We start from the raw sequence: 18,513 nt of genomic DNA on the forward strand, positions 1-18,513 counted from the left end.
TTCTACATGAAAGGAATAATTTTAGCAGGCGGGTCGGGCACCAGGCTCTACCCCATAACCAGGGCAATAAGCAAGCAACTGATGCCCATCTATGATAAACCGATGATTTATTACCCGCTATCGGTTTTAATGCAGGCAGGCATACGCGAAATTTTAATAATCACAACACCCGAAGACAGCGACAGCTTTAAACGCTTGCTTGGTAACGGCGAGGAACTCGGTTGCAGCTTTAAATACGCCATACAGGAAAAACCAAACGGCCTTGCCCAGGCTTTTGTAATAGGTGAGCAGTTTATCGGTAACGACAAAGTAGCGCTTATTTTGGGCGATAACATATTTTACGGTACAGGTTTTACCGAGCTGATCCGCAGTTTTAACGATGTGGACGGCGCTGCTATTTTTGCTTACCCGGTTGCCGACCCTGAAAGATATGGCGTTGTAGAATTTGATTCGGATTTTAAAGCTTTATCTATCGAAGAAAAGCCGGCAAAACCAAAATCAAACTATGCTGTACCCGGCCTTTATTTTTACGATAACAGCGTGGTTGATGTTGCCAAAAAACTTGAACCGTCTCCCCGCGGAGAATATGAAATTACCGATGTAAACAAACGTTACCTGGAGCAGGGCAACCTCCATGTTGGTGTTATGGATAGGGGTACTGCCTGGCTTGATACCGGTACATTCGATTCATTAAGCGATGCTTCTGAATATGTGAGAGTTATTGAAAAGCGACAAGCAACCAAAATAGGTTGCATTGAAGAAGTTGCCTGGCGGCAGAAATTTATTGATAACGAGCAATTGAAGGTGCTGGTAGCCAAGTATATTAAGAGTGGTTACGGGGCTTATTTGCAGACGCTGCTGGACTAAAGGATTTCGGAAGTCGGATGTTCGATTTCGGAATTTTTTTGACGCCGGAAATGATTTAAAATTTATTAAATCCGAAATGGAATATCCGAAATTAAAAGGCATTAACTATTTTCGATACCAAATCACCTCCCGCATCTACCCAAATAATCTCTTTGTCTTTCCCAAACCAGGTCATTTGCCTTTTGGCAAAGCGGCGGGTGTTTTGTTTGATAAGTGCAATTGCGGTTTGTAAATCAGTTTTCCCGTCAAAATAGTCAAACAATTCGCTGTAGCCTACGGTGTTTAATGCATTTAAATGTCGGTAGGGCAGGAGAGATTTTACCTCATCTATTAAGTCTTGTTCAACCATTAAATCAACTCTGTGGTTAATTCGATTGTATAACACTTCGCGCGGGAGGTTTAATCCAAATTTTAGTATACGGAAGGGTCTTTTGTTACCGGCTGATTTGCGGAATGACGAGTATTGTTTGCCCGTGCCTTCAAATATCTCCAGCGCACGGATAACGCGTTGCGGATTATTGATATCCACCTGTTCAAAATAGTCCGGGTCGGCGGCTTTTAGTTTTTCCTGCAGATAAATCAGGCCATTATCATTAAGTTCATTGTTTAGCCTATTCCGCAATTCGGCGTTGACGTCCGGGAACTCGTCAAAGCCTTCGCAAACTGCCTTGATGAATAAGCCGGAACCACCTGCCAATACCACTACATCATGAACTTTAAAAAGTTCTGTCAACAGTTCGAGGCATTGTTTTTCGTAGTCGCCTGCTGTGTAAGTTTCTGTTATAGAGAGGGAATCGATAAAATAGTGCTTAACCGCCGCTAACTCTTCGGCAGATGGCTTTGCAGTACCAATTGACATTTCGCGATAAAACTGCCTCGAATCCGCAGAAACAACCACGGTCTTAAAATGCCTGGCTACCTCAATAGCAGCCGCAGTTTTACCCGAAGCAGTGGGGCCGGCAATGACGATGATGGTTTTTGAGGAGTCCATAGTCGATGGACCATAGTCCATAGTAGAAATGCGTTTATCGAAAAATGTTAAATCTATGGACTATCGACAATGGTCCATAGACTAAAAATTAATAATCGTCGCCGTGCGAAAGTTTGCTGTCGTCGTCGAAGCCTTCATCGTCAGAAAATTCGCTGCCGAATTCATCTTCTTCTTCCTCATCATCTACGGCAACTTTAGGAACGATATCTTCATCGGCCGATTCGCTAATTTCTTCAAAGTCCTCGGCATCTTCTTCACCGATGGCCATTTCGTTCAAAAAGTCGAAATCGTCGCCTTCGGGTGCTGCAACAGGTACGTTAAGCACGTTACCAAACTGTTTTGGAGCTTCGCCGGTTGATTTGATAACCGCCGGGTAAGTAACACCTGGTGTTTCGTCCAGTATAATTTTCATCAACTCAACGTGAAAATCAAAGGGGCGGTCGAAGTTGAAAGTATAATAAAATTTTTGGTGCGGGTCGTCGATATAACTCAGCAGCTTCACCTTGTCCATAAGGGCAACCTTACGGTCAATTCTTTTCTGGTTGGGCATAAAGGTAATTTCCTCGCCCTTTATCCACTGGTCGTTGCTGATATAAAAGGATGAAGAATATTCAGGATTGTATCCTGTTGATTGATGGATCGCCCGGTGAAGGTCTTCAAATGTCTGGTTCGACTTTACGTCGATTTCTCTTACCACATCATCATAGTCTTCAAAAGTAATCCTGAACCTGTATAGCGCCATTTTTTAAGTATAGATTTTTTACAAAAATAGTAATGTTTTATTTATTTCGGATGTCGGATGTTCGATTTCGGATTTATAAAGATGCTGCATCAATTATTAGAAATCACTAAAATGTGAATTGTATAGTTGGGTTTTTAAATCGTAATTCGTAAATCTTATATCGTAAATCGTTACGGCTTCCCTACAACTTTTAAGCCAATTTCTTCGCCTTTGGCAATTGTGTACTGAATAGCCTCTTCGCGGCGGTTTGGGATTTCGCCCTCAAGTATGGCTTCGCGTATCTGGTTTTTAATAATTCCCACTTCCCGCCCTTCTTTTATGCCAAAAAGCTCCATAATATCGGTACCTGTAACAGGCGGCTGCCAGTTTCGGATGCTGTCGCGCTCTTCCACGTCCTTTAGCTTTTGTTGAACCAGCTCAAAATTATTGCGGTATTTTTTTACCTTATATTCATTTTTTGTGGTGATGTCTGCTTTACACAACAACATCAGGCTTTCAATATCCTCGCCTGCCTCAAAAAGTAAACGCCTCACAGCCGAATCGGTAACGATTGATTGTGCCAAAACGATGGGCCGTAAATGCAATTGCACCATTTTTTGCACAAACTTCATTTTTTCATTCAGCGGCAGCTTTAGTTGCGTAAACAATTTTGGCACCATGCGGGCACCTTTATCCTCGTGCCCATGAAACGTCCACCCGTGGCCGGGTTCAAAACGCTTGGTGGCAGGTTTAGCAATATCATGCAGTATAGCTGCCCACCGTAGCCACAAGTCGTCAGTCGTTTCGCAAATGTTATCCAAAACCTGCAGGGTGTGGTAGAAATTGTCTTTGTGCCCTTTGCCGTCGATATAGTCAACACCATAAAGCACCGTCATTTGCGGGAATATTTTGTGCAGCAGGCCAGTATCAAACAAGTAATTAAACCCAATGGATGGTTTTGCCGACAAAATTATTTTGTTCATTTCCTCGGTAATCCGCTCCTGCGATATAATGCTAATCCTGTCTACATTATTTTTTATAGCAGCAATCGCCACCTCATCAATTTTGAAATTGAGCTGCGTAGCAAAGCGTATGCCCCGCATCATGCGTAAGGGGTCGTCGCTAAAGGTTTCAACCGGGTTTAATGGGGTACGGATTAACTTGTTTTCCAAATCGATTATGCCACCAAAAGGGTCAAGCAGTTCGCCATAAGTGTCTGGATGCAATGATATGGCCAGGGCATTAATGGTAAAATCCCTGCGTTTCTGGTCATCATCCAAAGTTCCATTCTCCACTATTGGCTTCCGCGAATCGCGGCGGTACGATTCCTTGCGCGCGCCTACAAACTCAATCTCCAGGTCGCGGTACTTAAGCGATGCGGTTCCAAAATTTTTGAAAACGGATAACTTTACGTTTAATTTACGGGCAACCGCCTCAGCAAATTCAATGCCGTTACCAAGCACTACAATGTCGATATCCTTTGACGGCCGGTTTAAAAAAATATCGCGCACAAAACCGCCGATAGCATAAGCCTGCACGTTGTGTTCGCCGGCAAGCTTTGATATCGTTGAGAATATAGGGTTTTGTAAGTGCTTGACCACAGATTTAACAGATTTAAATGATTAACGCAGATTTTATTTTTTAACCGCTGATTATTTTGATTTCGTTGATTGTCTGAACCTTGATTCGCTTGATTTAAGGATTTGTTGATTCTTTGTCGATTGTTGATATTCGATCTTTTCTCCTAATCTCTAATTAACAAATCTCTAATCTCTAACGACGAATAAACTCAAACTTTCCATCAGGGGCTAAGCGCATTATGGTTGATGGGTTTTTAATCTCCATGTCGTACTGGTCAATGTCTACTACATAATCAACGCCGTTTATTATTTCATCGTCAATTTGCGAGAAATATTGCGGCGATGGTTTGCCGCTGATGTTCGCCGAGGTTGATACCAGGGGCTTACGCATCCGCTGTATCAGCTGCTGGCAAAACGCATGTTTGGCTATTCGGATACCTATGCTACCATCGGCCGCTATTAATGCGGGCGAAATATTTTTGGCGCCGGGCATAACCAGGGTTAGCGGATTTTCGGCATATTCTATCAAATCGTAAGCCAAGGGGTTCACATCGCTGATGTAGCTTTCCAGCTTATTTTCGGTATCCAGCAAAATGATCATGCTCTTAGCCTCATCGCGCTGTTTCAGCCTGTAAATTTTATTTACAGCATCAGTATTGGTGGCATCACAGCCAATTCCCCATATAGTGTCGGTAGGGTACAAGATGATGCCCCCATCCTGTATCACCTTAAAAGCTTTGGCAACTTCGTCTCTAAGCATGGGGCAAATATACAGTCAATGCGTTAATCATTTGTAATTCATCTAACAGTTGCATGCATTTTGGTATACCGTAAAGCTTGCAGGTGTTTTTTACACAGGGTTCACAGTCTAGTTTTCCTGCACGTAAAATGGTCAAATTGTGTTTGTTATAGGGAGCGGTGTTGTGTTCGTTACCTGCGCCAAATAAAACAACGGTCGGCGTTCCAACTGCGTTAGCCAGGTGCGCCGGGCCCGAATCGGTAGTTAAAATTGCTGCGGACGAGGCCATTAGACCCGCTAAACCGGGCAAATTCGTTTTGCCGGCAAAGTTCTCAATTCTTTCGCTGTTGTCAGCGCCGGCAATAAGTTCATCAACAAATGCGGCTTCCTTTGGCGAGCCGATAAAAGTTAGCGTTGTGCCGGTAAATGTTGATGTCAGCAAATTAATAATTGCCCGGCCCTTATCTACCGGCATTCGCCTCGATTCAGCTTCAGAGTTAAAATTAACCAACAAACGGGCGTTATTTTTTTCAGTTGGCGGCGGCAACAGCATAACCTTCCTGGTGGCTTTGGTTTTCCCGGTAAATTGTTCCAGCAAAAACAGGTATTCATCAACGCGATGAAGATTTGCAGGTGCCTTATAGCAATTTGTCAGCAGGAAAAAACCACCCTCCTTTGCAAAACCAACCCGCTTTTTTGCTCCCGTTGCCCGTGCCATAACCAATGATGACAGCGAAGCAGGCAGGTTGAAAAATATATCATACTTCTCACTGCGAAGGTTTTTACCAAAACGATAAACTCCGCCGAGTCCCTTGTATTCTTGTTTTGAAAATGGGTGTACTTTATCTATCCCCGGTATCAACGCAGCAATGCCCGCCAAATCCTTTTTTACAATCACATCAACCTTCAAATCCGGGTAAGTTTCCCTTACAGTCGCCACGAACGCAGTGCTCATCACCACATCGCCGAGCCAGTTAGGAAGACGGATCAGGATTTTCATGGGGTTAGTTGATTAGAGATTAGCTGATTAGAGATTAGTTAATTAAAGATTAGTTGAATTGAGCAGTTTTATGAAGTATCACTCTACTCAACTAATCTCCAACCTCCAATCTCTAATCACTACACTGCTACATTATTTTCGCGCAGCGCATCATTTAATGATGTTTTTTTATCGGTCGATTCTTTGCGGGTACCGATTATTAAAGCACAAGGAACCTGGTAATCGCCGGCAGGGAATTTTTTAGTGTATGAGCCTGGAATAACTACCGAACGTGCAGGAACGCGGCCTTTGTATTCGATAGGGTTTTCGTGGGTAACATCAATAATTTTGGTCGATGCGGTTAATACAACATTTGCACCCAATACCACTTCGCGTTCAAGGTGTACACCTTCAACTACTATGGCCCTGGAGCCCAAAAAACAATTATCTTCAATTATAACTGGAGCTGCCTGCACAGGTTCAAGCACACCGCCGATGCCAACACCACCGCTTAAATGCACATGTTTGCCAATTTGCGCACACGAGCCTACAGTAGCCCAGGTATCAACCATGGTACCTTCATCAACATATGCGCCTATGTTTACATACGATGGCATCATGATAACGCCTTTTGCAAGGTGCGCACCATAACGTGCAATTGCATGAGGAACCACACGTACACCAGTTTGGGCGTAATCCGTTTTTAGTTTCATTTTATCATTAAAAACAAACGGGCCAACTGAAATTTCTTCCATCTGGCGGGTGGGGAAATACAGGATAACCGCTTTCTTCATCCACTCGTGCGTGTGCCAGCGTGTGCCAATCAATTCAGCTACGCGCATGGTACCTTTATCAAGGTTTTCAATTACCGTATCAATAGCGTTAACGTACTCGGTGTAATTCAGCAGGTTCCTGTCTTCCCAGGCAGCTTCTATCAATTTTTTAAGGTCTTGCATTAGTAAATTTTAACTTTCGGCAAATTAAAGGATTTTTAAAGAATTTGTTCAGTAAAGTTAACATACAATTAAACAAATGGAAAATTGTTTAGGTTGAATAGACAAGTGTGTAAAACTTTGTAATTTTGACCACTTATGCCGGTTAAAGAAAAACTTAGGATAGATAAATATTTGTGGGCGATAAGGCTTTTTAAAACCCGCACCCTCGCTTCAGACGCGTGCAAAGCCGGGCGCGTAAAGCTGGATGGCCAGAATATTAAACCTGCACACGAGGTGAAAATAGGAGAGGTGTACCAGGTTTCAAAAGGGCCTGACAGAAAGATAGTTAAAGTTACGGGTATGCTGGAGAACAGGGTTGACGCCAAAACAGCCGTTAACTTTTATGAAGATGTTACTCCGGTTGAAGAAACGCATGCCTTTAAATCAATGTTTCACGCCCCGGTACTAAAACGCGACAGGGGCACAGGCCGCCCAACGAAACGCGACCGCCGCGAAATTGACGACCTGAAGGACGACTATTTTGAAAAAGGCAACTAAAAACAACCGCTATATCGTTATCTTGGCAAAAAACTGTACAAATTTAAGCTGCAAAATTTGAATGATAAACAGGCATACCACCTTTTTTAAAGCCTTAAATCTTGTAGTCGACTACCTGGTATTGAACATTAGTTTAATAGCGACTTATTATATTGAAAACAGTACCAGCATATTAGCGGGGAGCAATAAAAAATACCTGCCCATAGTGCTGGTTTTTAATTTGATATGGATGCTGTCGGCCAATATAGCAAAGCTATATTTCGATGTGCTGAACAAGGATTCAATCATAACCTTCCGCAACGTAATTAATGCCTATTTTCTGTTTATCAGTTTTATCTGCTTTACCATATTGATATTAATTGGTACTGAGGCTTATTTTATTACCCGGCAATACCTGTTTTACTCGCTGGCACTGTTTGGATCGTTGTTAGGGTTTTGGAAGGTTATTTTCCTGCTGATACGTAAAAGGCAGCGCGCATCGTTAATGGATACGCGCAGAGCGGTAATTGTTGGCGCCGGTCGCACCGGGCAAGATTTACACGAATACCTGCTTAAAAACTGGGATACCGGTTACCGGGTGGTAGGCTTTTTTGATGATGAGCCTGCCAACGTTAGCGAAGCAGGTTTGTATTTAGGCGATGTAAAGCACTGTATTACATATGTGAAGCACCATAAAATAACCGAGATTTTTTGCACGCTGCCGGTATCCGAAGCTAAAACCATAAAAAAGCTGATGTTGGATGCCGATAAAAACCTTATCCGCTTTAAATCGGTACCTGAGTATTACGACTACGGCAACAAGCCGGTCTATATCAAAAGTTTTGGGCAAATACCGGTGATATCTGTCCGTGCCGAGCCTTTGGAAAACTTGTTGAACCGCTCGATAAAGCGGACGTTCGATATTGCATTTTCATTGTTTGTTATCCTTTTTATTTTCAGCTGGCTGTTTCCCATCCTGGCGCTCATTATCAAACTTGAATCAAAGGGGCCGGTGTTTTTTGTGCAATCGCGTTCGGGGCATAATAACGAGCCTTTTAACTGTTATAAATTCCGCAGCATGTATGTTAACGGCGATGCTCATAAAAGGCAGGCTACACGCAACGATAGCCGGGTTACCAAATTGGGAGCCTTTATGCGGCGAACCAGTTTGGATGAACTGCCGCAGTTTTTTAACGTGCTGATAGGCAATATGTCGGTAGTGGGGCCGAGGCCGCATATGATAACCCACACCGAGGAGTATTCGGAATTGATAGACATGTTTATGGTAAGGCATTTTTTAAAGCCTGGCATAACCGGCTGGGCGCAGATAAAGGGCTTCCGTGGCGAGACCAAAACGGTTGAGGATATGAACCAGCGTGTTGAGGCTGACTTGTGGTACCTGGAAAACTGGTCATTTTTGCTCGATCTTAAAATTGTTTTCCTAACGGTGAGGAATTCGCTGGTAGGCGATGAGAACGCGTTTTGACACGCGATCTTTTAGAATAATTCTTTTACAATATCTTATATGAACGACAAAGCTTTAATTATCCTGGTTGCCGGCCCGTACCGTTCAGGAACCAACGATGACCCGGTACTGATGGAAAACAACCTGCGGAAAATGGAAGAAGCCGCGCTGCTTATTTTCAGGGCGGGGCACATACCGGTTGTTGGCGAGTGGTTTGCACTGCCGCTATTAAAAGTCGCAGGGTCAAAGTATCCGGGGGATGCTATTTATGAAGAAATTTCGTACCCGATCGCCCGCCGGATGATTACCAGGGCCGATGCGATATGGCGAATTGAAGGTGCATCAAAAGGTGCCGACGGCGATGTAGAAAAGGCGCACTCACTGGGGATCCCGGTTTATTATAAGGCGGAAGATATACCAGGAATTTCGTAACCTGTTTTCGTGGGATAACCAAAAGGCCAGCCCCAGCGAATGAGGTATAAGCCTGCAATGCGTTCCATTTTTACACGCGGAACACCCGGAACGTTTTGAAACATGCTGATTATCACGCATTCCAATTTTAGTGCATTTGTGGATACCTCAACCAGGTGTTATAAAATCAGTTTTTTAGATGTGCAGCTGTGATTTGAAATTAAATCTGCTGCTATCCAATTTCCTGCCAGCGTTTAAAGGCAGGCAGGGCTTCATCGCGTAATAGTTGTACAAATGGCAGCTTGCGTTCGTCCATACTGCATGCCATTTCATCATAAATGAAATGATCGTCAAAGCCTATATTGGCGGCATCTACCTTGGTGTTGGCGTAGTAGATCTTGTCTATGTGTGCCCAGTAAATGGCGCCCAGGCACATAGGACAGGGCTCGCAACTGGTATAGATTTCACAACCGGATAAATTGTAAGTACCCAAGGCCTTGCACGCCAGTCTTATGGCCGAAATTTCGGCATGGGCGGTTGGGTCATTCTCCGGTACTACTTTATTGGCGCTGCTTGCCACAACCTCGCCGTCTTTTACAATCACTGCACCAAACGGACCGCCAAGGCGCTGCTCAATATTGCTTTCGGCCAATGCAATGGCCATCCGCATAAAGTTTTCATTCATCCCGTTTTCCATTGGTTCAAAATTAAAAAACCCCGGCTATTTGCCGGGGTTTTTGTTTATAATATCAAATTTATAGGCATCTGCACATTAGTGCATCTGCATTATCTGCACATTATTTTTTCTCTTTAGCATAGGCGTCGTTCAGCTTTTTCAAATAATCAGCTGTAACGTCAAGGCTTGGGTCAGCATATAAAAGCTGGGCATTGCCTGTCTGGAAAGTCAATACCATTTTATAGCCATTTTCTTTGGCGTATTGTTTAGTGAACTCATAAACTTTTTCGTAAAGTTTTTTGCTTTCGTCGGCCTGGGCGGTTTGCATCTGGGCGCTTGCATTTTGCTCGTACGATTGTTCAGTTTGCCCTTCGCGCTGTAAACGTTGCTCAGTAGTCTGGCGCTGGTCGGCGCTCAGGGTAGCAGCGTTTTTTTGGTATTCCGCAATTTCGCGCTGTAAGGCCTGTCTTTTACCACCGACATCATTCTGCATGCTTTTGCCTTTATCTTCAAGGCGTTTGCGCATATCAATCGAGGCATTGTATTTTGTATTAACCGTATCTTCGTTTATGTAAACAATTTCGGGTTTTACACTTGTTGCTGCAGCTGGTGTGGCCGGGGTTGCGGGTTTGTTTTGGTTACATGCCACTATGCTTCCGGCAAGTAGAGCACCAAGAGCAATTTTTGTAATAATTGAAGCCGAAGTTTTCATTGTTTTAATTTGTTTTACTGCGATTTACGCAAAGAATTTTGCTTGTTTTGATTTATAAAAATTTTGACAAAGATAAACTTTCAGCACAAGTATCCTAATTTGATGTGCGAATGTGTAAATGTGCGGTTGTGCGGTTGATTTGATGTCCGAATTTGCAGGTGTAAAAGTGAAGAAAACACTCAGAAGAAGATTAATCTCCGCCTTATCCTGTTTCTCACCCACACATCCGCACATCAAAAATCTGCACACCAATTTTACATGTTTTCCACACATATTACTTATCCACAAATGCGGTAATATGGGGTATTTTTCGTACTTTTGAAGGTTATTGTTTTTACCATATATGAGCGAAGAAAAAGAAGATAAATCAAATTACTCAGCAGATAATATACAGGTTTTAGAGGGTTTAGAGGCGGTGCGGAAACGCCCGTCGATGTACATCGGTGACACTGGCGTTAAAGGCCTTCACCACCTGGTGTACGAAGTTGTAGATAACTCGATAGATGAGGCACTTGCCGGCTATTGCGACACCATAAATGTAACCATCCACAAAGGCAATTCAATTACCGTAGTTGATAACGGCCGCGGTATCCCTACAGGTATTACAACCAAAGAAAAGGTATCGGCATTGCAGATTGTAATGACAGTTTTGCACGCCGGCGGTAAATTCGACAAAGATACTTACAAGGTATCCGGCGGTTTGCACGGTGTGGGTGTAAGTTGCGTTAACGCGCTGTCAATCCACATGAAAACCGTTGTTGAGCGCGATGGCAAAATGTTTACCCAGGAGTACTCGCAAGGGAAGCCTTTGTTTGAAGTAAAGGAGATTGGAAAATCAGACCGTACAGGTACAACCCAAACCTTTCAGCCGGATCATGAGATTTTTACGCTTACAACCGAGTATAAGTACGACACGCTGGCAGCCCGTTTACGCGAGCTGGCTTACTTAAATAAAGGCATCCGTCTAACACTAACTGATGAGCGTATACCCGAAGAGGATGGTAGCTTTTTAACTGAAGAATTTTACTCCACCGGCGGCTTGGCTGAGTTTGTCAGATACCTTGACGGCACCCGTACAGCTATAATACCGGAGCCTATTTATGTTGACGGTATAAAAAACGGCATCCCGGTTGAGCTGGCTTTGCAGTACAATGATACTTATTCAGAAAACGTGCATTCGTACGTGAATAACATCAATACTATTGAAGGTGGTACACACGTTGCCGGTTTCCGCCGTGGTTTAACCCGTACTTTGAAGGCTTATGCTGATAAGGAAGGCCTGTTAAAAAACATGAAGATTGAAATTACCGGTGATGACTTCCGCGAAGGGATGACTGCAGTAATTTCGGTTAAAGTGCAGGAGCCGCAGTTTGAAGGACAAACCAAATCGAAGTTAGGGAACAACGAGGTAATGGGGGCTGTGGATATGGCAGTAGGCGAAATTTTAGGTAACTACCTGGAAGAGCATCCTAAAGAGGCCCGCATGATTGTGAACAAGGTTATACTTGCCGCAACTGCACGCGCTGCTGCCCGCAAGGCACGCGAAATGGTGCAGCGTAAAAGTGTAATGGGCGGCTCAGGCTTACCCGGTAAGCTTTCAGATTGCGCCAACAGTGATCCTGCATTGTGCGAGTTGTACCTTGTCGAAGGTGACTCGGCGGGTGGTACCGCCAAACAGGGCCGTAACCGCGAATTCCAGGCTATTTTACCACTAAGGGGTAAAATACTGAACGTGGAGAAAGCCATGGAACACAAAATTTACGAGAACGAGGAAATAAAGAACATGTTTACCGGGCTTGGCGTAAGTCGCGGTACGCCTGAGGATGATAAGGCCCTGAATATGGTCAAACTGCGTTACCACAAAATTGTGATAATGACGGATGCGGACGTCGACGGTTCGCACATTACTACGTTGATATTGACTTTCTTCTTCCGTTATATGAAGGAGCTGATTGAAAACGGTTATGTTTATGTTGCTTCGCCGCCGCTTTACCAGGTTAAAAAAGGTAAAGAATTTGAATATTGCTGGACTGAAGAACAACGCGATGCTGCCGTACAACGCCTTAAAGGCGCGGGTAAAGAAGATAGCGTACACATTCAGCGTTACAAAGGTTTGGGTGAAATGAACGCTGAGCAATTGTGGGACACCACCATGAACCCGGCAACCCGCACCCTAAAACGCGCCAGCATTGAAAACGCCGCCGAATGCGACCATACCTTCTCCATGTTAATGGGTGATGAGGTTGGCCCTCGCCGCGAGTTTATTGAGAAGAATGCGAAATACGCGAGAATAGATACATAGTATTTATTTGTCTATATTTTTGAAGGCCACTTGAGTAATCAGGTGGCCTTTTTTTGTGCAGCTAAAAAACAACAGGGTGTCCGAAATCTTATTGTCTATGGAAGAACGGTTCCCCTCTTGAGAGGGGCTAGGGGTGTGTTATTGAACTATCCTCCAAAATACTTGGTTTTCCTTAAATTCTTTTCTATTATTGATTTATGCCCCGCAAAATCATCCCATATAATACAAGCCTAAAACAATTCGCCAGAAAATTAAGAAACGACAGCACCCTCGGCGAAGTTTTGCTTTGGAATGAACTGAAAGATAAACAAATGTATGGGTACGATTTTCACCGTCAAAAGCCGCTGTTAAATTATATCGTCGATTTATACTGTTACGAATTGGATTTAGTGATTGAGATTGATGGCCAATATCATAGTTATGAAGAGATATCAAATGCTGACGTCTTACGCGATGAGGAACTGGCTGCTTATGATTTAGTTGTCTTGCGATTTACCGAGCGGGAGGTTAGAAAGGATATGGTTAACGTTTTGAGGACAATTGAAAATCATATTTTGGAGCACGGGGCTAAAGGGAAAAAGTGACTTTTTGTTCCCCTCTTGAGAGGGGGCGCATCTGACTGTGTAGTGGCAGTGGTGTGTTCGTCGCCATGCAATATTCGCAATGCACGCGGGCTGACACACCCCTAACCCCTCTCAAGAGGGGAACTTGTTTTTGGAACGGAAAAAAGCTATTGCTTCTCTATTATTCATCGCAAATTCGCAATGCACGCGGGCTAACACACCCCTAACCCCTCTCAAGAGGGGAACTTGTTTTTGGAACATTTAAGTTTTTGGTCCGATACAGAGGTCAGTCGCTTTATATTGTCCTCTTCAACACCATCTTCTCTTTCCCATAATCAATTACCGCTTTATATTTCATCAATATATCACCACCTATAACGCCTAAAACTTCGGGGTGCCCGAGCTGGCGATAGGCAATATTTATGGTTGATAAGTCCAATACGGCTACTTCAAATTCATCAACCAAAAGTTTGCCTATATGCAAGTCGCTAATTAGAGCAGTAGACGATTCCATGGTGGTGGTGCCGAGGCCTGTCGAAAGGCGGTCGCTGATGTTCAATACGGCTTTGGCGTAGGCTTGCAGCAGGAGGGTTTTGTCGAATGCGGTTTTTGATGCCCCGGTATCAAGCACAACTTTAAACCGTTTGCCAAATACCCGTATGTTTACCAACGGATGATAACCTTCCTCATCCAGATCAATGATGTGCAGGGGAACCCGGTATTTTTTTGTGGTTATTTTTTCGGTTTTAGTCATGGTATGAGGCCTCTTGCGCCATTTCGATAATTATGGTGTCCATGCGCTGCAGCTCATTTTGAATATGAGCCAGCAACTCCGCGTTGGAGGGATCGTCCTGGAGTAAAATAAACAGGCCCTGTAAATTAGCTAAGGGGCTGCGTATTAAGTGCGACTGCTTCCAGGCCATATCTTTAATACTGTTAATATGGTTCTGTATCCGTTCATATGCACTTTTTAAATCATTCTCAGCCTTAAGCTTGGCAGTGATGTCGTTTGTCATCGACAATCTAACCGGGCGGCCTTCAAATATAATGTCGTACGACATTATTTGCACGAAGATAATTGAACCATCTTTTTTAAGGTGCCGCACGACGCGGCGGCTATCCCAGTTTTTTACCTCCTGCCTGTAGCCTTCCAATTGTTGTTCATAGTCTTCCTCGGGCCGGAACACCTTTGCGTTTTTATGTATAAGTTCTTCTTTAGTATAGCCGTAAAGGCCAGCTCCGGCATCGTTTACAGCAATTATGGTTTGGTCGTCCTTGGCGATCATCCACATCGGCATAGGGTTACTATCGAAAAGCAGCCGGTATTGCTGTTCAGAAGATCTCAGTTCCTCTTCGGTTTTCTTTCGCTCGCTAATGTCAATCATCGAGCCGATAATTGTAGGCAGTCCTTCAATTTCCGCCCTGCTCCCATAAAATTCGACCCAATTTGACGTGCCGTCTTTCTTTTTACCCTTTGCCTCGTAATTCACACTTTCAACTTCGCCTGCTATCCGTCGCCTTACATTTTCGATTGCAATACCGCGAAAACTTTCATCAAGTATTTGCTCAACAGCGAAGGTATTGACCATTTCGGCGGGTTCGTAGCCAAATACCTGGGCAAAGCGAGGGTTTACGTAAGTAAATTTACCATCCTGCACAATGTACACGCCTACCATTGATTTTTCGGCGATTGTCCTGGATTTTAATTCGGCTTCCCTAAGGCCGGCTTCCATTTTTTTGCGGTAAGTGATATCGCGGGCAATTACCATTATCCGGTCGCCCTTAAAGCGCTTCACATTTACTTCAACTGTAAAAATGTACCCATCTTTTCTTATAAATCTCCTTTCGCGTATTACAGGCGCGCCTTCGTTATCCATCTTTTTTGGCAACGGGTCGATTTTTAACTCCTCCGGGTCAATTATTTGAATAATGGTCATCTTTAGCAATTCTTCGCGGGTGTAGCCCATCATTTGGCACATTGCAGCATTTACGTCGGTAAACCGGCCCTGTAAATCCAAAATATAAATAGTGTCAGATGCCTGTTCAATAAGCGAGCGGTATTTGTCTTCGCTGTTCTGCAATTTGCTGTACTTGTTTTTATTTAATCTTAGTTGGGTAAAAAGCAGTATAAGTCCCACTACGATATGACATAGCGGGAAATAAAATTTGGTAAAAGCTGAACTTATAATCAATCCCTTCAGCGGCAAAATATCAAATATCCATACCACTATAGCTGCGCACCCAGCAATAATAGACATGGTTGCTATTATTAAAACGATGATATTTTTGTTGGGTTTAAACATTTGGAGATGAAAGGTCTGGCTTTAAATTTTTGCTTAAATGTTTAATTAAAGTGTAACGGCTGCGAAAATTATTTACTATTGAACAATAAAGCAAAGCGCTTACTGTTAAGATAGGCAAATTTATAGCTAATATTCTTATACGCCACAGCATTTATAATAAATGTGTGCGAAACACCATTAAATTAACTTGAGCTCGATATAAGAATCGGAACACCTCAAACTTTTACTTCGCCTCACCTAAACGGCGAAGCCCTCATGTAATAATCTTCTCCAAAGGAGAGGACTTGAGCTTCGCTCCTCGAGGTTTCCTTTTAAGCACCCTCTCCTTTGGAGAGGGCAGGGTGAGGCGACGAGCGGCTATTGTGGTTTTACCCGCAGCTTGATCGATCGTATTCCTATACCGAACTTACAATAAATTACTCAATAATTAATTAAAACGGATAGCCTATAGCAAGGTTAAATATGTAATTGCTTCCGCGCCATCTGGCATCGGTGAAATCGATGCCATTTATTGTGGTGCGCAGGCTGGCCGGCAGGCTCGGCTTTATCAGCGGGAAGCCAATATCAGTCCGTAAAATGAGCACTGTTAAATCAAGCCGCAGGCCAAAACCGGCATCGACCGCCATTTGATTGATGAAGTTGCTGCCGAATGCTGCGCCCGGTTGAAATTTATTAGGCCTTAATAGCCAGATATTACCGGCATCAACAAATAAAGCGCCTTCAACAATGCTGAATAGCTTAGGGCGGAATTCGGCATTGGCTTCAATTTTTATATCTCCCGATTCGTCTGCAAGGAAGTTTGAGCCTGGTGTAAGGCTTGGCGGCAGGTTGTAGGCGCCGGGGCCTATCGACCGCGCCTGGAAGCCCCTCAAACTATTTGGCCCCCCGATAAAAAATTGCTGACTGTAGGGGAGTACCGTCGAATTGCCATAGGGTAATCCTACCCCCACAAGCAGCCTGCTGGCGAATTTAATAGCCGGTGTAAGTTTATGGAAAAACCGGAATTCATTCTCCAGCTTAACATACTGGTTAAAAGGCGTGCCGAACAATTTGCTGACTTTGCCGCGCAGTGTGTCGGCGCCGGTTAGTATACCGTAAAGGTTGCCCGACATGCTCACCTTGCCATTGTAATAAAAAGTATTGGTCCGGTAGTCTTCAGTGGTATTGGTATACGTGTACCCGTAGCTCGGGCCGAAGGTAAACTGGTTGTTAATTACGTGGGCCAGCGCTGGGTTGCGGGTATGTTTGATGCTATCCATGTAAATTTTGCTTACACTGGCGGCATCAACGTAAGTTATGTTTATCAAGTTCAGATCGTGCTGTTTGTGCAGGCTTGGTTTCCAGGAGTAGCCGAACGATCCATTAAATGAATTTAGCGTGTATAACTTAGTGCGGTTAATTAAAGTATAACCGGTTGTTAAAATGGTATGGGGAATAAACGCATTGTTCGTAGTGAAATTAAACGGACTTATAAACCTTGGCCAGCTGATGGATGGCTGTATACCCGTTTGGTAAACGTTGTAGCCGTTGTTATTACTGCCAAACTGTATATCCGTACTTGCAAACAGGGTAACCGTAAATAATTCGGCGCCCTTAAAGGTGTTTTTGTTGCGGAAATTAAGGTTTACCTGCGTACCATTATAATTTGCAGATGTTTGCCGTGCCAATAAATCGAGCGAGAGCGATTTGCGTTTGTATTGGGTTAGCTGGTAATACACATCTAAAAATGCAGAATCGGGGGTAACATCCTCAAACCTGTTTTTAACATATTTAAATGGCCCAAGGTTTATCATCCGGTTTAGCGAACTGTTGTGTTGCGTACGGTTGTAAACATCGCCTGGATGCAGTAACACCGAGTTTTTAAAGGTAAAGGGCCTCACGGTGTTTTTAGGATCAATAACGTTGTACCAGCGGTATTTTACTGCCGAATCAAGCTTGGTGCCGGTATCGCGTAATGAGTAATGCGGATATACGTAGATGTTCCTGATTTTATATATCCATCGTGCTTCATCAGGTGTGGCATCCTTAACCTTCACAAACATATCTATCTGGTGATTGGCTACGGTGCTGTCGTACCGCATTATCAAATCCTCAGGCGCAAAATAAAAGAAGCCTTCTTCCTTTAAACGGGCGTCAATGCGGACGCGTTCGTTTTTAATAATATCCAGGCTGTACTTATCGCCAACTTTTAAAAACGTCTGTGCCGATGTGCCGGTAACAGCTGTATCCAAATCATCTTTTTGGGTTGGAAAAGTTATGGAGCGGTAATGATACGATGGTCCCGCCTGCACTGTGTAAACCGCCTTGGCGGTTTTGCCTTTACTTACTGTATCTCCACTTACCTGTGCTAAAAAGTAGCTTACATTTTGAAGCCTGTTTTGCAAAATGCCGCTGTTTTTTTCTAAATCAACATTGCTCACCAATACAGGTGGCTCGCCAAAATGGGTATTTAAATAATGCCGCAGTCCCGTGCGTTTATTAGTACGTGTTTTATTGTAGATCCATAGTTTTACCCGTAACCCCAAAATACTTGCATTTGGTATAGGCCGCAAGAGGGACTGTAAATTTCCTTTCAAGTCGTCTGCGTCGCTCTTTTTAATATCCTTATCGGTAATTTTTACCTCGCCGCCGGTGTACAGTTTTTGGTTTGCGGCCAAATACTTGGTATTGCTACAGGCACTTAAAAATAAGGCTATCGAAATAAATATTAAATATCTAAGCTTGGCCATGGG

Annotated in this window: 17 protein-coding genes; 6 read left to right on the forward strand and 11 right to left on the reverse strand. The window is 43.6% G+C overall.

Annotated features, from left to right (window positions below; translation table 11 throughout):
• Window positions 1–6: 6 nt before the first annotated feature.
• The gene (gene rfbA / locus Q0R52_RS11735; RefSeq protein WP_295794853.1) at window positions 7–867 is read left to right on the forward strand and encodes a glucose-1-phosphate thymidylyltransferase RfbA; all 861 of its coding nucleotides are present in this window, start codon (window positions 7–9) and stop codon (window positions 865–867) included.
• A 91-nt stretch (window positions 868–958) separates the two neighbouring features.
• Here rfbA and miaA read toward each other — a convergent pair whose 3' ends face one another.
• From miaA to Q0R52_RS11765, 6 genes are all read right to left on the reverse strand, one after another.
• A complete protein-coding gene (gene miaA / locus Q0R52_RS11740) occupies window positions 959–1,879 on the reverse strand; it encodes a tRNA (adenosine(37)-N6)-dimethylallyltransferase MiaA (protein ID WP_295794854.1) in 921 nt (306 codons plus the stop codon).
• Between the two features lie 67 nt (window positions 1,880–1,946).
• Complete coding sequence (locus Q0R52_RS11745; RefSeq protein ID WP_252789958.1) at window positions 1,947–2,600, reverse strand: plasmid pRiA4b ORF-3 family protein; 654 nt, start codon at window positions 2,598–2,600, stop codon at window positions 1,947–1,949.
• Between the two features lie 170 nt (window positions 2,601–2,770).
• Entirely contained in the window at window positions 2,771–4,180 is a 1,410-nt protein-coding gene (locus Q0R52_RS11750) for an HD domain-containing protein (protein WP_295794855.1), read from the reverse strand.
• 172 nt (window positions 4,181–4,352) lie between these two features.
• Window positions 4,353–4,919 (reverse strand): L-threonylcarbamoyladenylate synthase, encoded by a 567-nt coding sequence (locus Q0R52_RS11755; RefSeq protein WP_295794856.1) that lies wholly within the window; start codon window positions 4,917–4,919, stop codon window positions 4,353–4,355.
• The gene (locus Q0R52_RS11760) at window positions 4,912–5,898 is read right to left on the reverse strand and encodes a glycosyltransferase family 9 protein (protein WP_295794857.1); all 987 of its coding nucleotides are present in this window, start codon (window positions 5,896–5,898) and stop codon (window positions 4,912–4,914) included. The genes Q0R52_RS11755 and Q0R52_RS11760 overlap by 8 nt, the downstream gene beginning before the upstream one ends.
• Window positions 5,899–6,017: 119 nt before the next feature.
• Entirely contained in the window at window positions 6,018–6,833 is an 816-nt protein-coding gene (locus Q0R52_RS11765) for a 2,3,4,5-tetrahydropyridine-2,6-dicarboxylate N-succinyltransferase (protein WP_295794858.1), read from the reverse strand.
• A 135-nt stretch (window positions 6,834–6,968) separates the two neighbouring features.
• On the opposite strand from Q0R52_RS11765, the gene Q0R52_RS11770 reads away from it, so the two are divergent.
• From Q0R52_RS11770 to Q0R52_RS11780, 3 genes are all read left to right on the forward strand, one after another.
• Window positions 6,969–7,370 (forward strand): RNA-binding S4 domain-containing protein, encoded by a 402-nt coding sequence (locus tag Q0R52_RS11770; protein ID WP_295794859.1) that lies wholly within the window; start codon window positions 6,969–6,971, stop codon window positions 7,368–7,370.
• A gap of 61 nt (window positions 7,371–7,431) precedes the next feature.
• Window positions 7,432–8,835 (forward strand): undecaprenyl-phosphate glucose phosphotransferase, encoded by a 1,404-nt coding sequence (locus Q0R52_RS11775; RefSeq protein ID WP_295794860.1) that lies wholly within the window; start codon window positions 7,432–7,434, stop codon window positions 8,833–8,835.
• A gap of 39 nt (window positions 8,836–8,874) precedes the next feature.
• A complete protein-coding gene (locus Q0R52_RS11780) occupies window positions 8,875–9,246 on the forward strand; it encodes a DUF4406 domain-containing protein (protein WP_295794862.1) in 372 nt (123 codons plus the stop codon).
• Window positions 9,247–9,457: 211 nt separating this feature from the next.
• On the opposite strand, the gene Q0R52_RS11785 is transcribed toward Q0R52_RS11780, so the two are convergent.
• Entirely contained in the window at window positions 9,458–9,922 is a 465-nt protein-coding gene (locus Q0R52_RS11785) for a nucleoside deaminase (protein ID WP_295794863.1), read from the reverse strand.
• Between the two features lie 100 nt (window positions 9,923–10,022).
• Window positions 10,023–10,613, reverse strand: coding sequence for an OmpH family outer membrane protein (locus Q0R52_RS11790; protein ID WP_295794864.1), 591 nt, complete (start codon window positions 10,611–10,613; stop codon window positions 10,023–10,025).
• Window positions 10,614–10,956: 343 nt separating this feature from the next.
• Between Q0R52_RS11790 and gyrB the strand changes: the two genes are divergently transcribed.
• Together gyrB and Q0R52_RS11800 are read left to right on the forward strand one after the other, a co-directional pair.
• On the forward strand, window positions 10,957–12,915 hold the full coding sequence (gyrB, locus tag Q0R52_RS11795) for a DNA topoisomerase (ATP-hydrolyzing) subunit B (protein ID WP_295794865.1): 1,959 nt from the start codon (window positions 10,957–10,959) through the stop codon (window positions 12,913–12,915).
• Window positions 12,916–13,112: 197 nt separating this feature from the next.
• Window positions 13,113–13,499 (forward strand): DUF559 domain-containing protein, encoded by a 387-nt coding sequence (locus tag Q0R52_RS11800; RefSeq protein WP_295794866.1) that lies wholly within the window; start codon window positions 13,113–13,115, stop codon window positions 13,497–13,499.
• Window positions 13,500–13,773: 274 nt separating this feature from the next.
• On the opposite strand, the gene Q0R52_RS11805 is transcribed toward Q0R52_RS11800, so the two are convergent.
• From Q0R52_RS11805 to Q0R52_RS11815, 3 genes are all read right to left on the reverse strand, one after another.
• On the reverse strand, window positions 13,774–14,232 hold the full coding sequence (locus Q0R52_RS11805; RefSeq protein WP_295794867.1) for an aspartyl protease family protein: 459 nt from the start codon (window positions 14,230–14,232) through the stop codon (window positions 13,774–13,776).
• Window positions 14,225–15,736, reverse strand: coding sequence for a PAS domain S-box protein (locus Q0R52_RS11810; RefSeq protein ID WP_295794868.1), 1,512 nt, complete (start codon window positions 15,734–15,736; stop codon window positions 14,225–14,227). Before Q0R52_RS11810 ends, Q0R52_RS11805 begins: the two co-directional genes overlap by 8 nt.
• 476 nt (window positions 15,737–16,212) lie before the next feature.
• Window positions 16,213–18,510, reverse strand: a complete 2,298-nt coding sequence (locus Q0R52_RS11815; protein ID WP_295794869.1) for a BamA/TamA family outer membrane protein — start codon at window positions 18,508–18,510, stop codon at window positions 16,213–16,215.
• Window positions 18,511–18,513 lie beyond the last annotated feature (3 nt).

Origin of the sequence: Mucilaginibacter sp. (genome assembly GCF_025359345.1) — a bacterium.
In the GTDB taxonomy this organism is placed as follows: domain Bacteria; phylum Bacteroidota; class Bacteroidia; order Sphingobacteriales; family Sphingobacteriaceae; genus Mucilaginibacter.